The following is a 25,815-nucleotide window of genomic DNA, read 5'->3' as shown; positions in this document are numbered from 1 at the left end:
GATATAATTTAACATACTATGCCTGTTCTTCTGTTGTCTTATTTCTTCCCTTTAAAGAGAATTTATTCTCTGTTCCTTTGATCAGTCTGACAATATTCTGTTTATGACGATAGATTGCAAGCAAGGTAATAAGTCCTAAAACAATGCAGCTTTCAAGTTTCATCGAATCGGATGTAAAACCATAAGAACCTGTATATGCAAATATTGTATAGGAAACTAAAAGTCCCAGGACAAGGCAGATAGAACCTACGGATACATATTTAGTTACAACCACACAGAATACGAATAATCCTAGTTCAATAAGCGCAACTCTCCAATCCAGTAAACCGATTGCGATTCCGGATGTCGCTGCAATTCCTTTACCACCTTTAAACTGCATGTAAAACGGAAAATTATGTCCAAGTACAACGCCTGCCGCTGTATAGATTACAAACAAATATACGTTTTCAATGCCAAGAGCATTCATGATAATATGTGTGACGCTGCATGCGATCACTGATTTAAACAGATCACCAAGGAATACAACTGCTCCAGCCTTCTTTCCAAGTACACGAAGTGCATTTGTCGTTCCTGCATTACCACTTCCATATTCCCTTATATCAATACCATGTAATTTACCGTAAATATAGCTTGTCTGGATGATACCAAAGAAATATCCTCCAATCAGACATATGATTCTCGCCAGTACTAACATTATTTTTCTTTTCTCTCCCTGATAATAAATTTTAAAGGTGTTCCCCGGAAACCAAATGCTTCTCTGATCTTGTTTTCAATATAACGTGTATAAGAGAAATGCATCAGTTCTTTATCATTTACGAATATAACAAATGTAGGCGGCTTAACAGCTACCTGCGTAATATAAAACAGCTTCAGACGTTTACCTTTATCTGTAGGCGGCTGCTGCATCGCAACTGCTTCTGTCATGATCTCGTTCAATACACCAGTCGCAACACGAAGCGAGTGATTCTCGATGACAGCATCGATTGTTTCAAATAATTTCGGAAGTCTCTGTCCGGTCGCTGCCGATACGAATAACAGCTCTGCATAAGGCATATAAGACAGCTTTTCCCGGATCTCCTTTGTAAACTTATAAATGGTCTTGTCGTCTTTTTCCACAGCATCCCATTTGTTTACAACGATGATCATACCTTTTCCACGTTCATGTGCAATACCTGCGATCTTCGCATCCTGATCTGTGATACCCTCTGTTGCATCAATGACCAGAACCGCTACATTACATCGTTCAACAGCCGATACAGTACGGATGATACTGTAACGCTCAATATCTTCTTTGATCTTGCTCTTTCTTCGAAGTCCTGCAGTATCAATAAACACATACTCCGTTCCATTTCTGACGATTTCGGTATCGATCGCATCTCTTGTCGTTCCGGCAATATCAGATACGATCACACGGTTTTCACCCAAAAGCTTATTGATGATCGATGACTTACCTACATTCGGCTTACCGATAATGGCAATTCTAGGTCTGTCATCTTCCTCTTCATTTTTTGATTCTTCATCAAAATGAGACACAACTTCATCTAACATATCTCCGATTCCAAGTCTGGATGCACCGGATATTGGAACAGGATCGCCCAGTCCGAGATTATAGAACTCATATACATCATTCATATATTTCTCAAAGCTGTCCACCTTGTTTACAACAAGGATCACCGGCTTCTTCGATTTACGGAGCATCTGGACTACCTTATGATCATCGTCCACAAGTCCCTGTCTGACATCTGTCATAAATATGATAACATCAGCAGTCTCAATGGCGATCTCTGCCTGCTCCCGCATACTTTTTAAAATAATATTGTCGCTTTCCGGCTCAATTCCACCGGTATCTATGATCGTAAAATTATAATCGAGCCAGCTCACATCTGCATAGATTCTGTCTCTGGTTACGCCAGGCGTATCTTTTACAATTGAAATTTTCTCTCCTGCCAGTGCATTGAACAGGGTAGATTTACCTACATTTGGGCGTCCAACGATGGCTACTATCGGTTTACTCATTTACGTTTCCTCCGTCTGCTGTCGATTTCAGCATGATAACAGCTCCCAGATTGCCACGTTTCCCATGGCTCGCCCTGTGTGAAAACAGGAAATCCGGATTGCAGCATGTACATATGTCGGTTACATTTATATGGTCAGGCAATATACCTGCACCAGTCAGATTATAATAATTTGCCCGGTGTAAATCAAGCAAATACTTACCATTTCCAATTTTTTTTGTCATTTTATCATACTGTTCCGGTAAATAAGCATCCTGAAATGCCTCAGCTACATCCTCGCTTACCTCATAACAGTTCTGACAAATAGACGGTCCGACCGCACAGATCAGATCCGAAGCCTCACATCCATACTCCTTATTCAAGGCTTCGACCATATGGAGGCTGATATTCTTAACGGTTCCGCGCCAGCCGGAATGATTCATGGCTACAACCTCTTTTACAGGATCATAGAAAAAGACCGGTACACAGTCCGCATAAAACGTGATCAATGGCAAATCCTTTACATTCGTCATCAGACCATCTGTTTCCGTTATATCCGATTCTCTTGTGATACCTTTTCCGGCATCTTCCTCTGTTATTTTACGGATCACAGTTTCATGTACCTGATCAGAAAATACCAGTCTTCTGTAATCATATCCGACTGCCTGTGCCAGCCTCCTGTGATTCTCCATAACTGCATCCATATCATCTCCACGATGAAAGCTCAGGTTCATCGTAGAATATATTCCTTCACTGACCCCACCAAGTCTCGTTGAAAATCCATGAACTATCCCCGGCAGTTCCAGATTCTTAAATACAATATACGGAACTCCGTTTTCCTCTTTTATCTCTGTTGTCTTATCCTGATTGATATATGTTATGTTATACATTTTCATACCTCATAACCTTAATAATATCCCTGATAAGGGAAGGCATCTTTCATATGATGGATCTCATTCTCCGCCACCGCAACCACATCGAATCGTACCGGTGTATTGTAAGGATCATATCCATACCGTTTCATATAATACAGGGCTACCCTGCTGATCTGACGCTGTTTGACAGGTGTTACCGCCGCCTCCGGCGATCCGTATCTGCTGTTGCTCCGATATTTTACTTCTACAAATATCAGATACCCATCTTTTGATACGATCAGGTCGATCTCTCCGGATGCGACCCGGTAATTTCTCGCAAGTATCCGGTAACCTGCATCTTTCAGATATGATGCAGCCATCTCTTCATATTCTGTTCCCTTTTTTCTTGTATTATAATGGTCGATACAGTTGTTCTCCTTTTTCTGTCTATCTTCTATTCTTTCCAGAAATGTGTGATAAAAGATCTTCTGTGGATCTCACATGGTCCAAGTAATTTTAATGCTTCTATATGCTCCTTAGATCCATACCCCTTATTCTTTGCAAATCCGTATCCCGGATAGATCTCATCATAAGAAACCATCAGACGGTCTCTTGTTACCTTCGCTATAATACTAGCGGCAGCGATCGAAGCAGATTTTGCATCTCCTTTTATGATCGAAACCTGTGGGATCTCTACCTCCGGTATCTTAACCGCATCGTTTAATAACAAATCTGGCTGAACCGTAAGCTTACGGATTGCGATCCGCATGGCTTCATAATCTGCATTTAAAATATTGATCTGATCGATCAGCTTCTCATCTGCCATACCGATTCCGTAAGCAACCGCTTTTTCTATAATCTCATCATATAATTCTTCACGCTTCTTTTCAGAGAGCTGCTTGGAATCATTCAGGTATAGAATATCGCAATTCTCCGGCAGAATGACAGCCGCAGCTACTACCGGACCTGCAAGCGGGCCACGGCCTACCTCATCAATTCCACAGATATACTGACAGTCCGCATGCTGTCTCTCATATTCAAACATATGCTCCATCCGGTCAAGCTCTTTTTGATGTGCTGTAAGCTTCTTTTCAGCAGAAAGGATCAGTTTTTTTACACCTTCCCTGTCATCCTCTGCATATCTTTCCATCACATGTCTGACTGAATGTATATCTGCATTTGCAAATTCGGATTTAATCTCTGTTATACTTTTTCTTTTATTTTCCATCTCATCCTCATATAAGCATAAATGGCTGTTGTTTCTTACACGACAGCCATTTATCTGTACTTATTGTTCTTCTTTATTTAAAAAACCGAATCCACCGGTAAACCGGAATACTGCTTTCCCCACAAATTTATTCTTATGGATATTACCGACATCCGACAACCGGCTGTCCCGGCTGTTATTCCGGTTATCACCCATAACAAAATACTCATCATCACCAAGTGTGACCGGTTCTGCCGCAAGCCCTCTGTGATTTTCTTCTATGACTTCTTTTCCATAATCTTCCTCCAATGGTTCATCATTGATATAGATCACACCATCTTCATCAATATATACGGTTTCACCCGGAAGTCCAATGATACGTTTGATATAATAGGTATCATCTTCTTCCTCGTATGGAAATACAACAATATCAAAACGTTCCGGATCTTTAAAATGATAGGACAGTTTATCGATCCAAAGGCTGTCACCATTATGAAGGGTATCATTCATGGAGTCTCCGCTCACCTCTGTACGCTGTCCAACATATGTAAGGATCAACCAGCATATTGCAACGATCGCCAGAATATATAAAGCGAGACTGATTAAATCTTTTACGATATTGATCTCTTCTTTCTCCTGTTTCTTCTTTTTCTTGTCTTTTTTCTTCTTTTTTCCCGGCTGTTCTTCTTCCTCCAGTACATGAGTATTGGAGGATGCATCTGAATCAGCAAAATAATTCGTTACTGTTTCTCCGGCTTCATTTACAACATCAGACGCTGCTTCATTCTTTTCTTCCGTCTCTGCCTGCTCCGAAGGAATTGTTTCTGTTTCTTCCTTCTTCTGCTCCGGATCTATTCCCTTTTTCTTTAACTTTGCAAGCTGCTTTTCACGCTTCTTTTCAAGCTTTTCAATCTCTTTTTCCCGTGCTTTTTTTGCGGGATCATCGTCAAATATAGCATTCAGTGCTTCCACACGTTCGTTATCATCTTTCATATCAACTACTTATCCTTTACAACAGCCGGTCGTTCCAGTGATATCCTGCCAAGCTTTCCTGCCCGGAAATCATCCAGTAGCTGCGCTGCAGCTTTATCGATATCCAGTTCGCCGCCTTTTTTTATACATGCCCTTTTTTCTGCGATCTGTTCCAGAATATGAACAGAATCGGCATCCTCATTAATATTATACCTATCAACAAGGCTCTGACAATAGTTTAATTGTAAAAATTTGATCAATTCATACGCAAGGTCGGTAATACTTAAAATCTCATCATTGATCGAACCGATAAAAGCAAGTCGTAATCCAACCTCTTTATCATCAAATTTGGGCCACAATATTCCTGGGGTATCCAATAATTCAATATCTTTTCCAAGACGTATCCATTGCTTTCCCTTTGTAACACCCGGCTTATTTCCAACCTTTGTACATGCTTTTCTGGCATAAGAATTGATAAATGTAGATTTACCGACATTTGGAATACCAACAATCATCGCACGAAGCGGACGGTTAATGATACCACGCTTTCTGTCCCGCTCGATCTTTTCTTTACAAGCTTCCTTTACCACATTACTGATATTCTTCATGCCATCACCGGATCTTGCATTGATCTTTGCTACAAAAAATCCTTTTTCTTTATAATAATTTTCCCATTCTGCTGTTGCTGATGCATCTGCCAGATCTGTCTTATTCAACAGAATCAGGCGGTATTTGTTCGCTGCAAGTGCATCAATATCCGGATTCTTGCTGCTATATGGCACTCTGGCATCGATCAGCTCGATCACAACATCGATCAGCTTGATGTCTTCCTGCATCATACGTTTTGCTTTTGTCATATGTCCGGGATACCATTGTATATTCATCGTGTCTTTATCCTTCCTAATATCTCTGCTTTTTTCACATTTCCCACTTTCAGGAATCTGGAATCTTCACTGTTATTGACATTATCACCAAGCAGGAAATACTCATCATCCCCCAGCTTTACTTCATTCTCTGCCAGTCCTGCTGTAAATATATAATCATCAAATGGCAGATCCGTCCGTTCACTGCCATCAATATATAATTTTCCATCTCTGATCTGAACGGTCTCTCCCGGCAATCCGATCACACGTTTAATATCATAATAAGCATCCGGCGTATCAACACTTCGGTATGCAACAATGTCATATCGATCCGGAGAGCTAAGAAGGTAACATAACTTATTTACTGTAACCTTCTCCTGATTAGTACACACCGGATTCATGGAATCACCAACGACATACACAGACTGAAAACAATAAGAAACCATTCCATATCCCAGCACAACTGCGATCAGAACGGACAACAGCCAGCCAAATATCGTTCTGACCGTACGCCTAAAGCTTCTTTCTTTTCTTCTCTGCCGACGTTTCTCCCGCCGTATTCTTTTTCTGCGTTCACTTTTATCGCTCATATCTCTACTCCGATAGATTCATATTACAAAAATGGCTGGAGCTATCAACCCCAGCCACTTTTTCATGTAACCTGTAAAAATTATTTAACAAGCTCTTTAACCTTTGCAGCTTTACCAACTCTTGAACGTAAGTAGTAAATCTTAGCTCGTCTTACTTTACCATGTCTAACTACTTCAATCTTCTCAACAAATGGTGAATGTACTGGCCATGTCTTTTCTACGCCAACACCGTTTGAGAACTTTCTAACTGTGAAAGTCTCTCTGTTGCTTCCACCCTGTCTCTTAATAACAGTTCCTTCGAAAATCTGGATTCTCTCTCTGTTACCTTCTTTGATCTTGTTGTGTACTTTAACAGTATCACCTACTGCAAAGTCAGCAACTTCTGTCTTCATCTGAGAAGCTTCAAGATTCTTAATGTAATCGCTATTCATTTGTGTGACCTCCTTGATATTTAGATGTTCTTACTACCACACCGGTACAGAGGACCATCGATTTTTTTCACAACTCGTTCAGTTTACCATACAAATAAAAAGAATGCAAGAAAAATCTACACCTTTTTGGGTGTACGACCTTGCATCCTTTTTGCCATAGTTCATGCTATGGAGCTGGTGGGATTCGAACCCACGTCCAAAAGCTCATTCATCACGGCATCTCCCATCACATTCCGTATTTTAACATTTCCTCAGTACCACGCCTACGGACAGGCTGGATACATCAGTAGCTTCATGAATTTTCCGATACCGCAAAGCTTAAGCACCGGAGTTTCCCGTTGGATGATACCAGATCTGAAAGGTACGGGGGACCTTAAAGCTGGCAGTTGCCTTTAATTAGGCAGCGTAAGCTAAATTATCGTTAGCGTTTATATTTAATCTAAGTTTTAACGTGGTCCTAGTCCACGGATGGCTTCCGTGACTGCAAAACCCCTGTCGAAACCAGTCAACCCCTGGTTTGTAAAGGAAAGCTCTGTTGTCAGGTGCTTTCTTATATATTACTCAGCAGCTTCTGTTGTGTCAGTCTCTGCTGTAGTTGTCGTTTCAGATGAAGTATCTGCTTCAGAAGCTGTATCTTCAGAAGTATCACTGTCAGTATCCTCTGCATCGGATGCTGTAGCTGTACTGCTGTTCTCAAAATAGCTTCCATATCCCTGTTCTGCCCATGTCTGGCTGACATATGCGCCAAGCTTCTCAGCTTCTACATACTTTGGAATCGCTTTGTATATCTTTACACCCAGTGTAGCTGCAAGAATACATCCAACTAACACGCCAAATATGCACCATCCAAGGATTTTCTTTCTCTTTTCACGCTTCATGATCGCTGCGCGGTTCTTCTTCTCATATTTTCTTTTATCTACTTTACTCTGGCTCACTTACCTGACCTCCCAGTAAAAATCTTATTGGAGTATATCACATCTGTATGAAATATTCCAGTATTTCACAAAATCTTTAAAACTTCATATGAAATATCGGGAATTATCCAGTCCATCAGCCTCGGATATTCTGGAAATCCTGTATCAACTCTTACAAATTACGGATCTTGAACTCACGCTCATTCTCACGCTTGACATCCTTCTTCGCAATGTCCTGACGTTTGTCGTATAATTTCTTACCTTTTGCCAGTCCGATCTCCATCTTAACCAGACCGTCACGGATATAAACCTTTAAAGGAACGATCGCGTATCCCTTCACCTGCTGGGCTCCCATCAGCTTATTGATCTCGTATTTGTGAAGTAGCAGCTTTCTGGTACGAAGCGGGTCTTTATTAAATATATTACCCTTTTCATATGGGCTGATATTCATACGGTAAATGTAGATTTCTCCCTTATCGATACTGATAAAGGATTCTTTGATGCTACAATGTCCCTGTCTGACTGATTTTACTTCTGTTCCGGCCAGTGCGATCCCTGCCTCGTACTTTTCTTCTATGAAATAATCAAAATATGCCTTTTTGTTATTTGCGATGAGTTTGTTGCCTCTTTCCTTTGCCATGTCCTGTTTCATCTCCTTCTTTGGCATCTGACCGGATCACGAATTCGATCCGTCTGCTCTGTTTGTCTGCCAGCTTTACTTTTACCTTAACGGTATCACCGATCGAATATTTCTTTCCGGTTGATTCTCCGATCATAGCATATTCATCCTGCGAATACACATAAAAATCGTCATAAAGTGTCGACACATCTACAAATCCCTCAATAGTATTTGGAAGCTCTACAAAGATACCACGGTTAATGACTCCTGATATGATACCTTCAAATTCTTCTCCGATATGATGCTCCATGTATTCCACTTTCTTTAAACGCTCTACCTGACGTTCTGCTTCTTCTGCGCGGCGTTCTTTTCTGGAATTATCATCGCATACCTTTGGAAGGATCGCATCATAATGCGAAAGTCTTCTGTCATCCAATCTTCCATGAATATTATCCTTAATGATCCTGTGAATCTGAAGATCCGGATATCTTCGGATCGGCGATGTAAAATGGCAGTAATATTTACAAGACAATCCAAAATGTCCTTCACATTCCGTCGAATATCTCGCCTGCCGCATCGTACGAAGTGTCATACGGCTGATCAGATTCTCACATGGCTCACCCTCGATCTTTGATAACAGCTTCTGGAACTCCTTCGGATGAATATTCTCTTTGGATGCCTTAAAGTAATATCCAAACTTGCTGATCAGAATGGATAACTGCTTTACACGCTCCGTATCCGGTGCTTCATGGATACGATATTCAAATGGAATCTGTTGCCAGAAATAGTCCTCAGCGATTGTCTCATTTGCAGCCAGCATAAAGTCTTCAATGATCTGATTCGAACGTCTTCTCTCATACACTCCGATATAAGATACCTGACCGTCTTCATCAACTGTGATCTTAGACTCATCAAAATCAAAATCAATCGAACCTCGCTCATGTCGGATCGTTCTTAACAACTCTGACACATGAAGCATTAATTCAAACATCGGAACCAGTTCTTTATATTTTTCTGTTTCTGTCGTATCATGATCCTCTACGATCGCAGATACACTTGTATATGACATTCTGCGGTCAACATTGATCACCGATTCACAGATCTTATGATTGATGATCTTGCCGTTTGCATCTATATCCATCAGGCAGCTAAGCGTCAAACGGTCTTTTCCCTCATTCAGTGAACAGATACCGTTTGACAGCTTATGCGGCAGCATCGGTATGACCTTATCAATCAGATAACAGCTTGTTCCACGCTTCAACGCTTCTTTATCAAGTGGAGAATTCTCCCTTACATAATGTGTAACATCTGCAATATGAACGCCAAGCTTATATAACCCGTTTTCCTCATAGAGTGTGATCGCATCATCCAGATCCTTTGCATCCTCTCCATCGATCGTAACGGTCTGCAACTGTCTGAGATCGGTTCTTCCTGCCATCTCTTTCGTTGTTACCTCATCCGGTATATTCTTCACCTCTGCCATAACAACATCCGGAAAATCAACCGGAATATCAAGATCTCTTACAACCGATAATACATCCGTCTCCGGATCATTAATATGTCCAAGTATCTCAACGACACGTCCCTCTGCAGATTTAGACTTTTCTCCATAATTTGTGATCTCCACAACAACCTTATGTCCGGTTACTGCTCCCATGGATTTCTTCTCCGGTATAAAGATGTCACTGTCTAATTTACCGTTATCCGGAATCACAAAACCAAAGTTCCGGTTCTTCTGATAGGTTCCGACCAACTGTTTTAAACCTCGTTCCAGAATCCGTTCTACATGCGCTTCTGTTGATCTGCCCCGGTTGCCGGATGCAACACGGATCAGCACCTTATCATTATGGAATGCTCCCATCGTATACTTCTGTGGTACAAAGAAATCTTCCTTATATCCTTCCACACGGACAAATCCAAATCCTCTCTGATTGCTGATGAATGTACCGACAAGGACACCCTTTCCAAGCTTCTGATACTTACCTTTGGAGGTTTTCTCGATCCTGCCCTCATCGACAAGCTCATTTAAGATTTCTAACAGATCATCCTTATCACGCCCTCCGATCTGAAGCAGATAACAAAGCTCTTTAAATTTCAACGGTCTGTAATCATCGTCATTGATCAGGGTATATATATTCTCTTTTCTTTCATTCTTTAATTCTTCTGTCATAAATACCTCTCTGTATATCTAAAAAGTGCTTACATATAGGATATATGTAAGCACTGATAAATTCTGTATATGAACTAGAACAGCTTAGAATCAAGAAGCAATGCAATTATTATAAAAAGAATACCAAGCACAGTTGTTATCTTTCTGAGAACCGCATCTTTTGAACTTCCTTTATTCTTGCCCCAGTATGAATTATCATAATTACCGCCGGTAATTGAACTTGTCAGACTGGCTGATTTACCTTCCTGTGACAGGACAATAATTGTTAATGCTATACATATAATTACATATACGACCATGATAATTGTCTTTACCATATTGCCACCTCCATTCCAAGTGTTCTGGTGTCAAATGCGCTTTTACACCAACTTTGTCCATGATAACATAGTCATTTGAGATTCGCAACCACTTTTTTCATAATTCTGCAAATCTGCTTTTCAGATCAAAGCCATGATTCATAGGTCCGCTTCCATGTCCCAGATCCATGCCATCCGCAAGCGCACCGGATATATAATCTTTTGCGTTTCTTATCGCCTCATCGATCTTATACCCTTTTGCAAGATTTGATGCGATTGCACTTGATAGTGTGCATCCGGTTCCATGAGTATTCGGATTATCGATCCGTTTTCCATAATACCAGTTGACTTTTCCGTCCGAATATAAGACATCATTTGCATCGTTGATACTGTGTCCTCCCTTGCAGAGAACCGCACAGCCATAGACTTTTGATATTTTTTCAGCTGCACGAACCATATCCTGTTCATCACGGATCGTCATTTCGGCCAATACCTCTGCTTCTGGAATATTCGGAGTAATGACCTCTGCGATCGGAAGCAGACATTCTTTTAAAGCACCGATCGCATCTTCGTCGATCAGCCGGTGTCCACTGGTTGATACCATAACAGTATCCACTACCACATGTTCTGCCTGATATTTCTTTATTTCATCTGCAATCACACGGATCAGTTTCTCAGAAGCGACCATGCCGATCTTAATCGCATCCGGCCGGATATCCGTAAATACAGCGTCAAGCTGTAAGGAGAGCATCTCGGATGATGTTTCCTGAATTCCTGTTACTCCCATCGTATTCTGGGCAGTTAATGCCGTGATTGCGCTCATGGCATAACAACCATTTGCCATAATGGTCTTTATATCTGCCTGGATTCCCGCACCGCCGCTGGAATCACTTCCGGCTATTGTAAGAACTGTCTTCAACCCTTTCGTCTCCTTTACTTTTACAAATACTTTCGTTACCGGTCTGTTCCTGCCTGCTGTACATTTTATCAATTCTGTATCATGCCGGTTTTTTTAAAGAAAGAAAATATTATATAATTCCTTTGTATTGTCAACATACAGCGTACTGTATTTTTTCAACTCATTTATATGCTCCGCACTCGCAGCATCATAGATACCACATACTTTGAAGCCTGCATCAAATGCTGTCCTTGCGCCATGATAAGCATCTTCAAACACCCATGTATCAGCAATGTTCGTCTGCATATACTTTGCTGCCTGAATATAGATATCCGGATGTTCTTTTCCAATTCCTACCTCCGAGCAGGTAAGGATCTTTTTGAAAAAATGATCCATATGATTATGCTTCAGTACGGCTTCGATATGAACCCTGTCTGTCGCAGTCGCTACTGTCATTGGGATCTTCCGCTCCTGTAAGGCAGATAAGAACTCTATGATCCCCGGCTTTGGTTCTGCTTCATTTCTGTAAAATGCACCAATCGTTTCATTGATCCCATCTATGATTTCAAGAATCGTTTTTGATAAACTGTAATTCTTCTTAAGGTATTCTGCCGATTCTGTAATCGTAAAGGTATACAGTTTTTTCTGGAGATGGGGTTCTGCTTCGATACCCATTCCTGCCAGATACCGTTCTGCCGCATGTTCCCACATTTCCATAGAATCGATCAGTGTTCCGTCTATATCAAAGATCGCACCTTTTATCATCCTTATTCTCCTAACATCTTCTTTGTCTGTTTTTTTAGATCTGCCGTGGCAGCCTCAATATCTGTCTGACCAAAGATCGCGCTGATAACTGCGATACCACAAATTCCACTTTGATTTAATTTCACAACATTATCTCTGGTTATGCCGCCGATTGCAATAACCGGGATATGCACATGCTCACAGATTTCCTTTAACGTCTCAAAACTGACTTCTGTTGCATCATCCTTGGATCCGGTTGGAAATACCGCACCAACGCCCAGATAATCCGCTCCATGCTCTTCAGCCAGTTTTGCCTGTTCCACTGTCTGTGCAGATACACCGATGATCTTATCGTCTCCCAGCACCTTTCTGACATCTAAGGCCTCCATATCAGACTGTCCGACATGAACACCATCCGCTCCGATCTTCTTTGCAAGCTCTACATTGTCATTGATCACAAAAGGAACCTTATAGTTTCTACATAATTTCTGGATCTCAAGCGCTTCTTTATAAAATGCTTCATCATCCAGATTTTTCTCACGAAGCTGGATAAAGGTTGCTCCGCCTTTTAATGCTGCCTCTACCTGACTGATCAGAGTTGCACCGTTCAACCAGTGTCTGTCTGTTACTGCATATAACAGAAGCTCCTCCGGTTTTGTATTTGTCTGCTTACTCATAGCCTCATTCACTCCTTATCTGATCTCACACTTTGCCATACTGCAAAGCTTATCTGCATCCATATTATAGATTGCATCAATAATGCGGTTTCTATAAGTAGCATTACCATCTGTCGGTTCCATATTCGCATATCCGACTTCGCCCGCAACTCCCATCAGTATAACGGCAGTTGCAGCAGCTTCCAGCTTGTCATCCTGATTTGCTGTCAGATAAGCTGTCATAAGACCGGACAACTGACATCCGGTTCCTGTGATCTTACCCATCTCCGGTCTTCCGTTCCGGATCACATAACAAATATCTGCATCTGCTACCAGATCGATTGCACCTGTAACAGCGATGATACAGCCGAGCTTTCCCGCAAGCTTCTTCACAAAATCAACCGCCTGATCGAGAGTATCTTCTGTGACTGCATCAGCCACATCTGCATCTACGCCCTTTGTACTGCCGGAACCAAATGCAAGAGTCTTGATTTCTGATATATTTCCACGGATCACATCAAATTTTATCTCATTTAAAAGCATTAATGCTGTCTCTGTACGTAGTCTGCTGGCTCCTGCGCCCACCGGATCAAGCAATATGGCGTGTCCCAGCTCATTTGCCTTTTTGCCGGCAGCAAGCATAGATGGGATCGTATTCTTATTTAAGGTTCCAATATTAATATTTAAACCACCACAGATACCGGTGATATCTTCTACATCGTCAATATCATCTGCCATGATCGGACTTCCTCCACATGCCAGAAGCACATTTGCAACATCATTTACTGTTACATAATTCGTGATATTATGCACCAGTGGAGTTTTCGTCTTTACATTCTCAAAACATGTTTTTATCATTTTACCTACCTCCTGTAATAGCAGCTTAACTATACTCAGTTTTCTTCTCTTTTTCAACCATTTTTATTCGAAAAGATATTCTCTTATTTAAAATTCCTGCCACCAGCCTGCCCGGCTGATTTATATTAATTAATGTCTGCTTCTTTCTATTTATAATTCATAGTGATCACTCTTTTTTCATAAAATACTGATGAACACATGAACTGGAGTTTTCCTTATGAAGCATCCTTCTGTCTTATCGATCCGCTCATTCTGCTTATATCCGGCTTTCATCCTGCTTGTTATCGTCCTCTGCCTGAATTCTTCCTTTGTTTCCAAAAACTTCGCAGAGGGCCTAGTGTTGTGGTATAACAATCTTGTGCCCCTTCTGCTTCCTTTTCTTCTGATCTCGGGTTTCTTCCTGTCTATGATTGACTGGGAACATCCAAACCGGGCAGGCTGTCTGATCCTGTTATTCTTATGCGGGCTGTTCTGCGGCTACCCGGTCGGTGCGATAGCTATAGGCAGGCTCTACAAAAATCAAGTCATATCAAAAAATTTCGCCCATGCCATTATGCCCCTCTGTAACAACATCAGTCCTATGTTTCTGATTGGATATGTCTGTAACCAATATCTGAACGGCCAGATAAATACCATCAACGTACTGGCAGTCATCTACCTGCCACAGATCTGCTATGCTATCCTGTACTATCTGCTATCAAAAAATTCTTTACATATTTCGCTTTTTAAACAAAATAAAAAAACAGTTCACAGATCTCCTAATGATGCGAAAGATCTCCAAATACCTCTCTCTGAAACTACGGGCACTATGTCCGAATATGCTGCAGCACAGGATATCGGCAATTCACCATCTGTTATCGAAAACAGTATAACAACCATCACCGTTATAGGTATCTATGTCGCTGTTTTCTCCGTTTTGTATAACCTTGCGATTGCATGTGTAGGAAATATACCAACTTTCCATATTCTGGCATGCTACCTGGAGATAACAAAAGGTCTGTCCGAATTATCCGTTTTTCCACTTTCTTCCATACAAAAAACAGCTCTGATCCTTTCTGTTACATCGTTCGGAGGAGTCTCATCCCTCTTCCAGTCCATGCACATTTTAAAAGATACAAAGCTGTCTTTTGTACGCTATACATTCGGTAAATGTATCTGCGCTGTATTCAGTTATCTAATGACTCTTTTATTCTTAAATCACAGGATATAAATTCCTAATCATCTAAAAAATCATCGTCAAAATCATCATCCTCGTCATCTTCGTCATCATTGGAGTATTCTGTCTTACCATATACGTTATAATCCTGCTCATTTTCTACAGTTGTATTATTCTCCTCTGATGTTGTCTGTGTTGCTTCTTCAGGAGCTGCAGCCTGCTGTGCTGCTCCGGTCATATTTGCAATATCTCCATTAATCTCATTTGTATTATTCAATACAATATCCAGATTTGACTGTAAGGACTGAATCAGGTTATCGTAATTTGCCTTTTCAGCCTCTAATGTTGCATTAATATAATTGCTGACCTCTGTAAGCTTATCCTTAGTGTAATACATAGAACCCAGACGAATCTCGTTTGCATCTGCATTTGCTTCGTTTACAATCTGATCAGCCTGACTTCTTGCCATATCTAAAATCTCATTTGCACGGATATTTGCAAGTTCTACAATCTGACTCTGATCAACCAGCTTATTTGCCTCTGCAACAGATTCTGTAATAATAGAATCTGCCCTTGTTCTGGCATCTGCAAGTATGGCTTCCTTGTTGCGCATGATCTTCTTGCAACGCTCAATTTCATTTGGAAGCTTTAATTTTAATTCATTCAGCATCTGCTCCAGATCATCCTTTGGAACAATGATCATACTGGATGACAATGGCTTGTACTTACAATTATCTATAAAAATCTCAATCTCGGAAATCATTTCCTCAATGCCTTTTTTTGCCATGACTTATTTCCTCCTAAAACTATCTGATATATTTTTCTTTTATCCGATCGACAACTCCTGCTGGTACAAACTGTTCCACATCTACACCAAAGCTGGCATACTCTTTTACGATACTGGAACTCAGATATGCATAATCAATACTGGTTGTCAAAAATACGGTGTCTATCTCTGGAGCAACCTTGCGATTACTCTGCGCGATCTGTAATTCATATTCAAAATCGGTTACAGCCCTTAAGCCTCTGATGATCGTCTTCACCCCATTCTGTCTGGCGAAATCAATCAGCAGACCTCCAAAACTCTCAACACGAACATTCGGTATGTCTGACACCACTTCAGACAACATATTAACACGTTCTTCTACAGAAAACAATGGAGTTTTTGAAGTATTATTCAAAACACCGATTATAACTTCGTCAAACATCTCCGCAGAGCGTCTGATAATATCAAGATGTCCTAATGTTACGGGATCAAAGCTTCCCGGATATATTGCACTGCTCATTTTTATAGAATCTCCTGTATAAATGTATGCTTATTTGTCTTGTATTTCTTCACACGATCGATCTCATATCCTATATCGGTCAGATAATCGTATTCCGTATCCAGATCTGATTCTACAATGATCCAGGTATTCTTATCAACAATGCCGGATGATGCAAGACGGTTCAGCACCTGTTTTTCCAATAATTTTCCATATGGCGGATCCATAAATATAATATCAAACACAAGTCCTGACCGTTCCAGACTGTCGATCGCTGCAACACAGTCTCCTGTGATGACTCTTGCCTTATCTTTCAATTTCGTAAATTCCAGATTCCGGTTAATGCAGTCAACCGCTTTCCGGTTCTGTTCTACAAGGACTGCCTGTTTTGCTCCACGACTCAATGCTTCGATCGCAATCGCACCGCTTCCGCTGAACAGATCCAGGAATGTACAATCCGGCAATTCTCTCGATATGATATTAAATAAGGTCTCTTTGATCCGATCGGTTGTCGGTCTGGTATCCATCGTGTCGATCGTTTCCAGCCGAAGGCTTCTGGCAGTTCCCGCTATTACTCTCATAAATCATGATCTCCCATAGGTTGTTAAAATCTTTTTTTATTGTATATATTTCATCCCTTTTGTCAATAGAAACTCTCAATTTTTTCCTTAATATACCTTCCGCTGTCTGACAGATCATCATCTGTAAAACCGCTTGTCTTTGTACAGGAGGAATCAAATAATGATGACGTTTCAGCTTTGTTCGAGATATTCCATGCCGCATAGCTTAAGTTCCTATCATTGATCAGATCAAACCATGCATCAGACTGATTATAATCAATCGAACCGTTTCCTGATGCATCACACAAGCCAAACTCTGATACAAAAATCGGGAGTCCGGAATCAAGTGCCGACTGAACCTTATTTCTCAGATCATCCTTATGGGTTGCGGCATAGAAATGAACCGCATACATCAGATTGGTCTGATCTGTGATCGGATCTGCAGCTGCCACATCCACATCCTGACTCCAGGTTGGTGTTCCGACAATGATAATGGCATCCGGTGCATTTTTTCGTATGATCGGGATGATCGTTTCCGCATAGCTCTTTACAGAATCCCAGGTTGTACCACCATTTGGTTCATTTGCGATCTCATAGATCACATTTCCGTAAGAAGCATATTTCTTTGATATCCGGTCAAAGAAATCCTTTGCATCATCTATATGCATATTTGGATCATTGTCATTTAAAATATGCCAGTCAATTATCGCATACAATCCAAGATCCGTTGCTGCATCAACACCTTTTCCCAGAAGCTCCTCGATCTCTGATTTATTTCCGCCTGAACAATATCCATAGGAATCTCCTGTATCTGTATACATAGCAAAACGTACCAGATTGATACCAAAGGAATCTTTGAAATACTGATAAGTGTCCTTACTTACAAAATCAGCAAACCAGGTAAGTCCGTGTGTACTGACACCTTTTAACTGGAATTTACTGCCTGATGCATCCACCAGGTCCGTTCCTGATACCGCAAGCTTTCCATGTGCCTTATACGGATTATCTTCTTTTTTACCGTTTTTAGTATCTGTGACCTTATTACTTCCGGACTGATCTTTTTTATCACTGTCAACAGACTGCCCATCTGTCTGAGCTGCCTTCTCACCGGTGACAGTTGTTACTTCTTTTCCTGCGATCATCAATGTACAACGAACAGGCTTCACATCCGATGCTGATAAATTATATCCAAAATCAATGCTGCCACCAGCCGGTATCTCCTCATTATAACTTTCTGCGGTTACATGAACCACCGATCCATCTGCCGTATACTTTCCATTCCAGAGCTGGTCGATCGTTACTTTCCCGGAAAATTCCAGATCAACGCTCCAATCCGTTGCAGCTTTATCGGTCTTATTATAGATCGTGACCGTCTCTGTAGCGGCTGTCATTCCGTTATTTTCCCATGTACTTCCAACCGTTACTTCTGCATATAAGGTCTTCTTGTCATCTGTCGACTTCTGAGTATCGGATGCACCCTTTTCCTTCTTTTGATCAGCGCCATCCTCAGCCTTTTGCTCCGCATTCTGCCCGGATCCCTCTATCACAGCTTCTGTTCCGGCATTCTTCTGTCCGTCCGGATCATTATTTTTCCGACTTTTTGTCACCAGTATAACTGACAGTGTCACAACAGCCGCTGCAAGTACTATGATGACTCCCCATAATACGATCGTCTTTTTCTTCTGGTTCATTTTTGCACTACTCCCTTTTTATTTTCTTTTTTATTCACCCTTTTATTCTGTCCGGATGCTGCTTTCATTTCTCGTATAACATAGTTGTCCACTTCCCCTGCTCCATATCGGATCTGTTCATATATGGCAGAAATACCCTCTACATTTCCATCCTCCGTCTCTGTTATCTCCTGCCTGATATCTTCACAAGTCATCCGTTTGTTAAGTGTGATTACATCCTTATATCGCAGGATCGACTTCTTATAAATTTTTCTTGCCCGTTCTTCAGCTGTCAATCTGTGCATTATACGTCTATCTGTTATACGTTCTTTATATTGATCCGGTTCTTCGGAGATAAGCTCGATCACATCATCTGCATAGCTTCTCGGTTTCAAAAGGAAACGGATCACCTGCAACAATATCCGTACCAGAAAGAATATCAGAAGAAGAACTACACATACCTTTAATATCAAGGTAAATACATCATATCCCTTTACACTGTTCTGATAATATTCATTTAAAGTATCCTGATAATCGAGACTGGTTACTGCCGGTCCTCCCTTCGTAAGCAGCGTCAGCACAAATACCCATATGACCATGATCGCACCAAATACTGTCTGAACTACCTTTGCAAATGCACGCGCAAGTACATTTACAAACCCGGACAGATCAAGGAAACGACAGGCTCCCATTAATAACAACACAAGCACTGCAAGGAATAATACAACCCTGCCATTTATAAATGCGATATCCCGGATGGATTGCTCCGATACTTCTGTTGTCTGTGAGATATAGCGTTTCAACCCCTGTATATACCGGATCATCATATATATAGCCATAAGTAATGCAACTGCAATATAAGACAGGTTCGACAAAACAGGAAGTTCCATGCCGATACTTGCAAAATAAACAAAAATCCCTGCTAAGATCGATGGCCATGGTTCGCTCATATCTGTAAGTCTGGAACCTCTCTTTGCATAAGCTACCGCACACGGCAGCAGATACCCGATATCATAAATCCCTGTAACCGTTCGGATCCATACTGTGCCCGGCAAGATAACTAAAAGTCCCGCAAGCACCAGATGTCCAACGGTAAGTAATATATGATTCGGTGCAAAATCTCTGATCAGATAGGACAACAGAAATATTCCTGCGATCCAAATGGCATCCACAAACCGCGGATCTTGTCTCATAAATATCATGCTGAATGTATACATGAACAATTCCGCCGTTACCACCTCATAAAGATAACGCAATCCTCGCTCTGCCCAATATATCTTATGTGTCATTTAACTCTACCTCCATTCCATGAAGATAAGGTCTGATATCATCGCACCCCTGTATATTCAGATATGGAACTATCATATAAATATTCTTTCCTTTTTCAGCCATATGATCAAGCTCATCCAGCAAATCCTTTTTATGGTATGCAGATACGATGAGATATGTTGTATTGCTGTCTACATCTGTCACTTCCTGCTTCAAGACTTCAACAAATCTATCGATCCCGGCATTTTCCGTTATCCGTGCCAGATATTTATCAACCGTAAATCGATGTTCTCCGGAAGAACCAAAATCCACCCATTCCATCTCACCGGATAACAGATCATATCCATTTGCCCGTATCATGACAGGAATCCGGTTATCCAGAAAGTAAGATGCTGCCGTGGATGCTATACTGATACACATTTCCTGTATATAATGAACTCTTATCATGGTGTTCGGCTCCAGACAGACAAGTATCTTCACCCTCTGTTCTGCCGTGTGCTCATATACATTTACCATCAGGTCGTCGCATCTGGCTGTTGCTTTCCAGTTAATGCTCTTTCTCGGATCTCCCACGCTGTAAGTCCGCAGACCGGAAAAAGCAAACGGATCCGGAAAAAGACTTCTCCTTGATGTCAGATCACCCAACATACCATCTAAGACCGTATCAAGCTGTATATTAGAAAGTTTTTCAGGGAAAACATACAGAAATGCCTGATTTTCTACAGACAACGCAAATGTCTTCGACATCAAAAAATCCTTTGCCATCAGCTTTACAGCACTAATAAAAAACAATCCTCGTTCTTTCGCCGTAAATGAAAGCTTTCTGACTACCTTCCGGTTTCCCATAATCGAAAACGGATCATTTCTATGATAAAAATCCGTAACAACCGCATTCTCATTTTCCTGAAACTGCAAGGATCTCGCTGTGGAAAACTTCACATGTAAAGTTGTAAGAGGCAGCATCTTTCGATTTGTAATTGTCTCTGTTATCCCTGATTTATCGCCAATCTCCAGATACCTGTCATCAAAATCCAGATCAAGAGAAAGCCCCTGATCCCAGTATTTGCGGTAAATAACAGTCTGTCCGAGATAGATCACCAGAAAGCACAATACTGCTATCAGTATCTCCATATTAATTCTCCCAATCTTCAACCGGAACAGCGATCTGATCGACCAGTTCCCTGATCACTGTCTTTTCTTTTTTCTCATCCATGTGTCCTGCCATGATCACACGATGTGCAAGGACATATGGTGCCATATAACGGACATCATCCGGACGGACAAAGGTTCTGCCCTCCATAGCAGCATATGCCTGCGACAGACGAAGAAGCCCTATCGTGCCTCTGGAGCTTGCACCAACCTGTATCCGGCTGTTATTCCTGGTTGCAAGGATTATGTCTGCAATATATTCCTTTACGCAAGAATGAACAAAAACTTCTCTGACCGCTTCCTGCATCGTCTTTATATGATCTGTATCACAGACCGTCTGAAGTGTATCAAACGGATTCTCAGACATAAAACGATCCATGATTGAAACCTCTGTAGCCTTTGAATTATCTCCCATGGAGATCTTTATAAGAAAACGGTCAAGCTGGGCTTCCGGAAGCGGGTATGTACCGGTCGTCTCGATCGGATTCTCTGTTGCAATAACAAAAAACGGTGCTTCAAGCCTATGACTTTCTCCATCGATCGTCACCTGCTGCTCTTCCATTGCCTCAAGCAAACTGGATTGTGTTCTCGGTGTTGCACGGTTGATCTCATCTGCAAGCAGGATATTTGTAAATACCGGTCCCTTCACCAATACAAAATCTTCTGATTTACGATTATAGATACTTAAGCCTGTAATGTCGGATGGCATAAGATCAGGTGTGAACTGAACTCTCTTAAACTGCCCTCCGATGCTTTTGGCAAATGTCTTTGCTAAAAGTGTCTTGCCGGTTCCCGGTCTGTCCTCCACCAGTACATGACCTCCCGCAAAAAGTGCCGCCAGTATCACACGTATCTCCTTCTCTCTGCCGATCAGTACTCTCGATATATTCTCACAGATCTTATCTGCCTTTTCTTTTACCTCTGCTATCTCCATCGTTCTAATCTCCTTATAATATCGGTTTTCCATACATCTCATTTCTTGCTGCTACACTTCGGTCAAATTCTGTCCGTATGCGGTCACCATACTTCTCATAGACATCCGATGCTGCCTTTAACATGTCGGCATGTTTATAGATATCTCCCATCTTAAACAGCACATCTCCGCTCTGTCTGATACCAAAGAAATCTCCCGGTCCTCTCCGTTTCAGATCTTCTCCCGCAATATAAAAGCCATCGTTTGAATCTGCAAGTACATTTAACCGTTCCATCACTTCTTTATTTTTCTTTCCACTGATAAAGATACAATAAGACTGCAGATTTCCACGTCCCACACGCCCACGGAGCTGATGCAGAGCTGCCAGTCCAAACCGTTCTGCATTTTCTACCATCATAACCGTGGCATTCGGATTATTGATACCTACCTCGATAACCGTTGTCGATACCAGTACATCAACCTTTTTTTCATAAAAATCCGTCAGGATCCGGTTCTTCTCATCCCCTGTCATCTTGCCATGCAGATAGGCCACATGTATGCTGCTGTCAAGCTTCTGTGACAGTTCTTCCGAATACTCAACTACATTTGCCACATCATCTAAGGCTTCGCTTTCCTCCACCATCGGGCATACCACATAGACCTGATGTCCTTTCTTAACCTCTGTCCGGATAAACGCCTGAGCTTTCGGACGGTAGCTCTCATCCACTACACAGTTTTTGATCGGAATCCGTCCTGCCGGCAGTTCATTAATAACCGAAATATCAAGATCTCCGTACATAATGATCGCAAGGGTTCGCGGAATCGGTGTCGCACTCATAACAAGAACATGTGGCGTTCCCCCTTTTAACGATAATTTCTCTCTCTGTCTTACGCCAAACCGATGCTGCTCATCCGTTACAACAAGCGCCAGATTATCATATTCCACCTTGTCCTGTATCAACGCATGCGTTCCTACGATCACATCCGCACGATGCTCTGCAATCTCCTGATACGCTTCCCGTTTCTCCTTCGCCGTCATCGAACCGGTCAACAGCGCAACATGGATTCCATATGGCTCAAATAAGCCGGTCAGTTCTTTAAAGTGCTGATTTGCAAGTACCTCGGTCGGTGCCATGATCACACCTTGATACCCCTGCGTCGCACAGGCAAATAAAGCGATCGCAGCAACGATCGTTTTACCGGAACCAACATCCCCCTGCACAAGACGATTCATCACATGCTCTGAATCCATATCTGCCATGATATCCCGAACCGCATCCATCTGTGCCCCTGTCAGACGATACGGAAGGCTCTCGATAAACCCTGTCACCTGTTCCGTAAATGGAATTTTCGCCTGATTGTATTTCACCGTATCATGTTCTTTCAGACTATGCATATTCTCTATAAATTCATAAAATTCATCAAAGGCAACCCGCTTGATCGCAGCTCTTAAGTGATCCTCCGTATCCGGGAAATGGATATGGGTTACGGCTTCATTTGCCCGCATCAGATCATATTCATCCCGAATGTCCTCCGGTATATAATCTGAAAGCGTCTGAATCAGAGGAAGCGTTCCCTTTACCGCTTTCTGGATCGTCTTGCTTGTAATACCCGCCGTACAACCATATACAGGCTGCCATTCTTTTAAAATTTCCTGATATTGGGACACTGTATAGTACTCCGGCTGGCTCATCGTATACATGCCATTCTTATATTTCACTTCTCCGACAAAGATATAACGATCTCCAATATGAAAATAATTACGCAGAAAAGGACAATTAAACCATGTCAGTTTAATTGTCCCGGTATAATCTTTGGCATAGGCAGTCGCAATCGAGAATCCGCGAAGCTTCTTCACTTCCACCCGACTGTTGATCGTCACACTTACTGCCTGACGCTCATCTGCCTGTATATCCTGAATGTCAACAGGATCCATATATGTAATATAAGTTCTTGGATAATAATGGATAAGGTCACTCACTGTAGAGATACCAAGCTTTGCCAGATTACTGGCTGTTTTTTCTCCTATCCCTTTAATGCAAGTTACCCTATCCTTTAATTCCATGTAGTTTTTCTCCCTTTATTCTACAGAAACAATGTAATAATAGATTGGCTGACCACCATAGTAGTTCTGTACATCGCAGTCCGGGAAGCTTTCTTCCACTCTTGCCGCAAATGCCTCTGCATCCTCCTTCTTTACATCTGTTCCGTAATAAATACTGATCAGTTCGCTGTCTTCATCTACTGCATCTTTGATCAGATCGAATGTAACATCCGAAATGTCATTACCAACGGATACCAGTCCCTTATCACCGATACCCATGATATCTCCCTCATGGATGGCTTTTCCATCGATGGAGGTATCTCTGACCGCATATGTTACCTGTCCGCTCTTTACATTTGATACAGCTTCTAACATATTGTTTTTGTTATCCTCTAATGTCATCGTACTGTCAAACGCTATCATTGCACTGATACCCTGTGGCGCATTTGCCGTTGCAAGGACGATGATATTCTTATCTTCACATAAGCCGGCTGCCTGATTGGCTGCAAGAACAACATTTTTATTATTTGGGAATATAAATATATTCTCGGCATGAACCTTCTCGATCGCATTCAGCATATCCTCAGTGCTTGGATTCATCGTCTGACCACCTTCGATCACATAATCAACTCCAAGCTCCGTAAAGAACTCCTTTAATCCATCACCCATGGATACTGCGATGAAACCATATTGTTTCTTTGGCTGCTGTTTTTCTTTCTCTGCCTGTCTTGCAGCTTCCTGTCTGGCTGCTTCTTCCCGTTCTGCCTGCTTGATGACCTTCTCATGATGCTCCAGTCTCATATTATCAACCTTCATATTTGACAGATAACCAAGGGTAAGACCTTTTTCAAATGCCTGGCCCGGATGGTTTGTGTGAACATGGATCTTAACGATCTCATCATCTGATACGCAGACAATGGAATCACCGATCGACTCTAAGAACTGTTTCAGATCGTCTTCTTCTTTTATGCCGTATGGTTTTTCCAGATTAATAATAAATTCTGTACAATATCCGAACTTGATATCGGCTGACAGATCTTCAGAATACTTTGAATTGTCAACACCTGATACTCCTGCTCCGGAAGGCTTTGTATCTGCAATTACGACACGTCCGAGAATACAGTCAACTGCACCTTTTAATACTTCCATCAGACCCTGTCCACCGGAATCCACAACACCGGCTTCTTTTAATACCGGAAGCAGCTCCGGTGTGGAAGCAAGCACTTCATCTCCATGCTTAATGATGGTTTCGCAGAATTCCTCCAATGTAATATCTGTACCTGCACATTCTCTGGCCTTAGTAGCAATACCTCTGGCAACTGTAAGGATCGTTCCTTCCTTTGGCTTCATAACAGCCTTATAAGCTGTCTCAACCGCCTTCTGGAATGCATCAGCAATCTCGATTACTCCGATCTCTGTTTTATCCCCGATCTTCTTGCTGAAACCACGAAGAAGCTGAGAAAGGATTACACCTGAATTACCTCTGGCTCCACGAAGGGAACCGGTTGACATTGCCTTTGCGATATCACTCATTGTCTCCTTACAGGATTCAACTTCCCTTTTTGCTGACATAATCGTCATTGTCATATTTGTACCGGTATCTCCATCCGGTACAGGGAACACATTCAGCTCATTAATATAATCTTTTTTATTATCAAGGTTATTCGCACCGGCTATAAATGCTTTCTTCAGTGCAAGTGCATCAATCGTATTTTTCACTTCT

Annotated in this window: 27 protein-coding genes and 1 other RNA gene; 1 reads left to right on the top strand and 27 read right to left on the bottom strand. The window is 41.6% G+C overall.

The window, feature by feature from the left end; translation table 11 throughout:
* Positions 1 to 16: 16 nt before the first annotated feature.
* From plsY to thiM, 18 genes are all read right to left on the bottom strand, one after another.
* Positions 17 to 694 carry a glycerol-3-phosphate 1-O-acyltransferase PlsY gene (gene plsY, locus WKT03_RS03040; protein WP_118674605.1) on the bottom strand — a complete coding sequence of 226 codons (678 nt, stop codon included), beginning with the start codon at positions 692 to 694 and terminating at the stop codon, positions 17 to 19.
* Positions 694 to 2,016 (bottom strand): ribosome biogenesis GTPase Der, encoded by a 1,323-nt coding sequence (der, locus tag WKT03_RS03035; RefSeq protein ID WP_021943934.1) that lies wholly within the window; start codon positions 2,014 to 2,016, stop codon positions 694 to 696. The genes plsY and der overlap by 1 nt, the downstream gene beginning before the upstream one ends.
* On the bottom strand, positions 2,009 to 2,884 hold the full coding sequence (pgeF, locus tag WKT03_RS03030) for a peptidoglycan editing factor PgeF (protein WP_021943935.1): 876 nt from the start codon (positions 2,882 to 2,884) through the stop codon (positions 2,009 to 2,011). Before pgeF ends, der begins: the two co-directional genes overlap by 8 nt.
* A gap of 17 nt (positions 2,885 to 2,901) precedes the next feature.
* Entirely contained in the window at positions 2,902 to 3,273 is a 372-nt protein-coding gene (locus WKT03_RS03025) for a YraN family protein (RefSeq protein ID WP_278286970.1), read from the bottom strand.
* Between the two features lie 29 nt (positions 3,274 to 3,302).
* Positions 3,303 to 4,076, bottom strand: coding sequence for a ribonuclease HII (locus WKT03_RS03020; RefSeq protein WP_021943937.1), 774 nt, complete (start codon positions 4,074 to 4,076; stop codon positions 3,303 to 3,305).
* A gap of 60 nt (positions 4,077 to 4,136) precedes the next feature.
* Positions 4,137 to 5,048 carry a signal peptidase I gene (lepB, locus tag WKT03_RS03015; protein ID WP_021943938.1) on the bottom strand — a complete coding sequence of 304 codons (912 nt, stop codon included), beginning with the start codon at positions 5,046 to 5,048 and terminating at the stop codon, positions 4,137 to 4,139.
* Between the two features lie 5 nt (positions 5,049 to 5,053).
* Positions 5,054 to 5,911 carry a ribosome biogenesis GTPase YlqF gene (ylqF, locus tag WKT03_RS03010; protein ID WP_021943939.1) on the bottom strand — a complete coding sequence of 286 codons (858 nt, stop codon included), beginning with the start codon at positions 5,909 to 5,911 and terminating at the stop codon, positions 5,054 to 5,056.
* Positions 5,908 to 6,480 (bottom strand): signal peptidase I, encoded by a 573-nt coding sequence (gene lepB, locus WKT03_RS03005; protein WP_021943940.1) that lies wholly within the window; start codon positions 6,478 to 6,480, stop codon positions 5,908 to 5,910. Before lepB (WKT03_RS03005) ends, ylqF begins: the two co-directional genes overlap by 4 nt.
* Positions 6,481 to 6,560: 80 nt before the next feature.
* Positions 6,561 to 6,911, bottom strand: coding sequence for a 50S ribosomal protein L19 (rplS, locus tag WKT03_RS03000; RefSeq protein WP_021943941.1), 351 nt, complete (start codon positions 6,909 to 6,911; stop codon positions 6,561 to 6,563).
* A 166-nt stretch (positions 6,912 to 7,077) separates the two neighbouring features.
* Positions 7,078 to 7,424: a transfer-messenger RNA gene (gene ssrA, locus WKT03_RS02995) on the bottom strand.
* Between the two features lie 44 nt (positions 7,425 to 7,468).
* The gene (locus WKT03_RS02990; protein ID WP_117784806.1) at positions 7,469 to 7,846 is read right to left on the bottom strand and encodes a hypothetical protein; all 378 of its coding nucleotides are present in this window, start codon (positions 7,844 to 7,846) and stop codon (positions 7,469 to 7,471) included.
* A 151-nt stretch (positions 7,847 to 7,997) separates the two neighbouring features.
* Entirely contained in the window at positions 7,998 to 8,465 is a 468-nt protein-coding gene (gene smpB, locus WKT03_RS02985) for an SsrA-binding protein SmpB (protein WP_021943943.1), read from the bottom strand.
* Positions 8,428 to 10,614, bottom strand: coding sequence for a ribonuclease R (gene rnr / locus WKT03_RS02980; RefSeq protein ID WP_340390892.1), 2,187 nt, complete (start codon positions 10,612 to 10,614; stop codon positions 8,428 to 8,430). The genes smpB and rnr overlap by 38 nt, the downstream gene beginning before the upstream one ends.
* A gap of 74 nt (positions 10,615 to 10,688) precedes the next feature.
* Positions 10,689 to 10,931, bottom strand: coding sequence for a preprotein translocase subunit SecG (gene secG / locus WKT03_RS02975; protein WP_021943945.1), 243 nt, complete (start codon positions 10,929 to 10,931; stop codon positions 10,689 to 10,691).
* A 97-nt stretch (positions 10,932 to 11,028) separates the two neighbouring features.
* The gene (gene thiD / locus WKT03_RS02970) at positions 11,029 to 11,829 is read right to left on the bottom strand and encodes a bifunctional hydroxymethylpyrimidine kinase/phosphomethylpyrimidine kinase (protein ID WP_262529550.1); all 801 of its coding nucleotides are present in this window, start codon (positions 11,827 to 11,829) and stop codon (positions 11,029 to 11,031) included.
* A gap of 93 nt (positions 11,830 to 11,922) precedes the next feature.
* Positions 11,923 to 12,573 carry an HAD family hydrolase gene (locus WKT03_RS02965; RefSeq protein ID WP_021943947.1) on the bottom strand — a complete coding sequence of 217 codons (651 nt, stop codon included), beginning with the start codon at positions 12,571 to 12,573 and terminating at the stop codon, positions 11,923 to 11,925.
* Between the two features lie 2 nt (positions 12,574 to 12,575).
* Positions 12,576 to 13,229 (bottom strand): thiamine phosphate synthase, encoded by a 654-nt coding sequence (gene thiE, locus WKT03_RS02960; RefSeq protein ID WP_021943948.1) that lies wholly within the window; start codon positions 13,227 to 13,229, stop codon positions 12,576 to 12,578.
* A 15-nt stretch (positions 13,230 to 13,244) separates the two neighbouring features.
* A complete protein-coding gene (gene thiM, locus WKT03_RS02955) occupies positions 13,245 to 14,066 on the bottom strand; it encodes a hydroxyethylthiazole kinase (RefSeq protein ID WP_021943949.1) in 822 nt (273 codons plus the stop codon).
* A gap of 217 nt (positions 14,067 to 14,283) precedes the next feature.
* Between thiM and WKT03_RS02950 the strand changes: the two genes are divergently transcribed.
* Complete coding sequence (locus WKT03_RS02950; RefSeq protein ID WP_340390891.1) at positions 14,284 to 15,276, top strand: hypothetical protein; 993 nt, start codon at positions 14,284 to 14,286, stop codon at positions 15,274 to 15,276.
* A 4-nt stretch (positions 15,277 to 15,280) separates the two neighbouring features.
* On the opposite strand, the gene WKT03_RS02945 is transcribed toward WKT03_RS02950, so the two are convergent.
* The 9 genes from WKT03_RS02945 to WKT03_RS02905 all read right to left on the bottom strand — a co-directional run bounded on the left by WKT03_RS02945 (position 15,281) and on the right by WKT03_RS02905 (position 25,811).
* Entirely contained in the window at positions 15,281 to 16,009 is a 729-nt protein-coding gene (locus WKT03_RS02945; RefSeq protein WP_117784800.1) for a hypothetical protein, read from the bottom strand.
* Between the two features lie 19 nt (positions 16,010 to 16,028).
* Positions 16,029 to 16,508, bottom strand: a complete 480-nt coding sequence (gene coaD / locus WKT03_RS02940; protein ID WP_021943952.1) for a pantetheine-phosphate adenylyltransferase — start codon at positions 16,506 to 16,508, stop codon at positions 16,029 to 16,031.
* Positions 16,509 to 16,510: 2 nt separating this feature from the next.
* A complete protein-coding gene (gene rsmD, locus WKT03_RS02935; protein WP_021943953.1) occupies positions 16,511 to 17,068 on the bottom strand; it encodes a 16S rRNA (guanine(966)-N(2))-methyltransferase RsmD in 558 nt (185 codons plus the stop codon).
* Between the two features lie 62 nt (positions 17,069 to 17,130).
* Positions 17,131 to 18,738, bottom strand: a complete 1,608-nt coding sequence (locus WKT03_RS02930; protein WP_117784799.1) for a cellulase family glycosylhydrolase — start codon at positions 18,736 to 18,738, stop codon at positions 17,131 to 17,133.
* Positions 18,735 to 20,006 (bottom strand): hypothetical protein, encoded by a 1,272-nt coding sequence (locus tag WKT03_RS02925; protein ID WP_117784798.1) that lies wholly within the window; start codon positions 20,004 to 20,006, stop codon positions 18,735 to 18,737. The genes WKT03_RS02930 and WKT03_RS02925 overlap by 4 nt, the downstream gene beginning before the upstream one ends.
* Positions 19,996 to 21,117: a DUF58 domain-containing protein gene (locus tag WKT03_RS02920; RefSeq protein WP_117784797.1), complete on the bottom strand. Its 1,122-nt coding sequence runs from the start codon at positions 21,115 to 21,117 to the stop codon at positions 19,996 to 19,998. The genes WKT03_RS02925 and WKT03_RS02920 overlap by 11 nt, the downstream gene beginning before the upstream one ends.
* A gap of 1 nt (position 21,118) precedes the next feature.
* Positions 21,119 to 22,069, bottom strand: coding sequence for an AAA family ATPase (locus tag WKT03_RS02915; protein ID WP_243000342.1), 951 nt, complete (start codon positions 22,067 to 22,069; stop codon positions 21,119 to 21,121).
* Positions 22,070 to 22,082: 13 nt separating this feature from the next.
* Positions 22,083 to 24,113, bottom strand: a complete 2,031-nt coding sequence (recG, locus tag WKT03_RS02910) for an ATP-dependent DNA helicase RecG (RefSeq protein ID WP_117784795.1) — start codon at positions 24,111 to 24,113, stop codon at positions 22,083 to 22,085.
* A gap of 15 nt (positions 24,114 to 24,128) precedes the next feature.
* The gene (locus tag WKT03_RS02905) at positions 24,129 to 25,811 is read right to left on the bottom strand and encodes a DAK2 domain-containing protein (protein WP_117784794.1); all 1,683 of its coding nucleotides are present in this window, start codon (positions 25,809 to 25,811) and stop codon (positions 24,129 to 24,131) included.
* Between the last annotated feature and the right edge of the window lie 4 nt (positions 25,812 to 25,815).

Source organism: Coprococcus sp. HCN-4056, from assembly GCF_037892645.1.
Taxonomy (GTDB): domain Bacteria; phylum Bacillota; class Clostridia; order Lachnospirales; family Lachnospiraceae; genus Coprococcus; species Coprococcus ammoniilyticus.
This window is presented reverse-complemented; position numbering and strand designations above follow the sequence as displayed.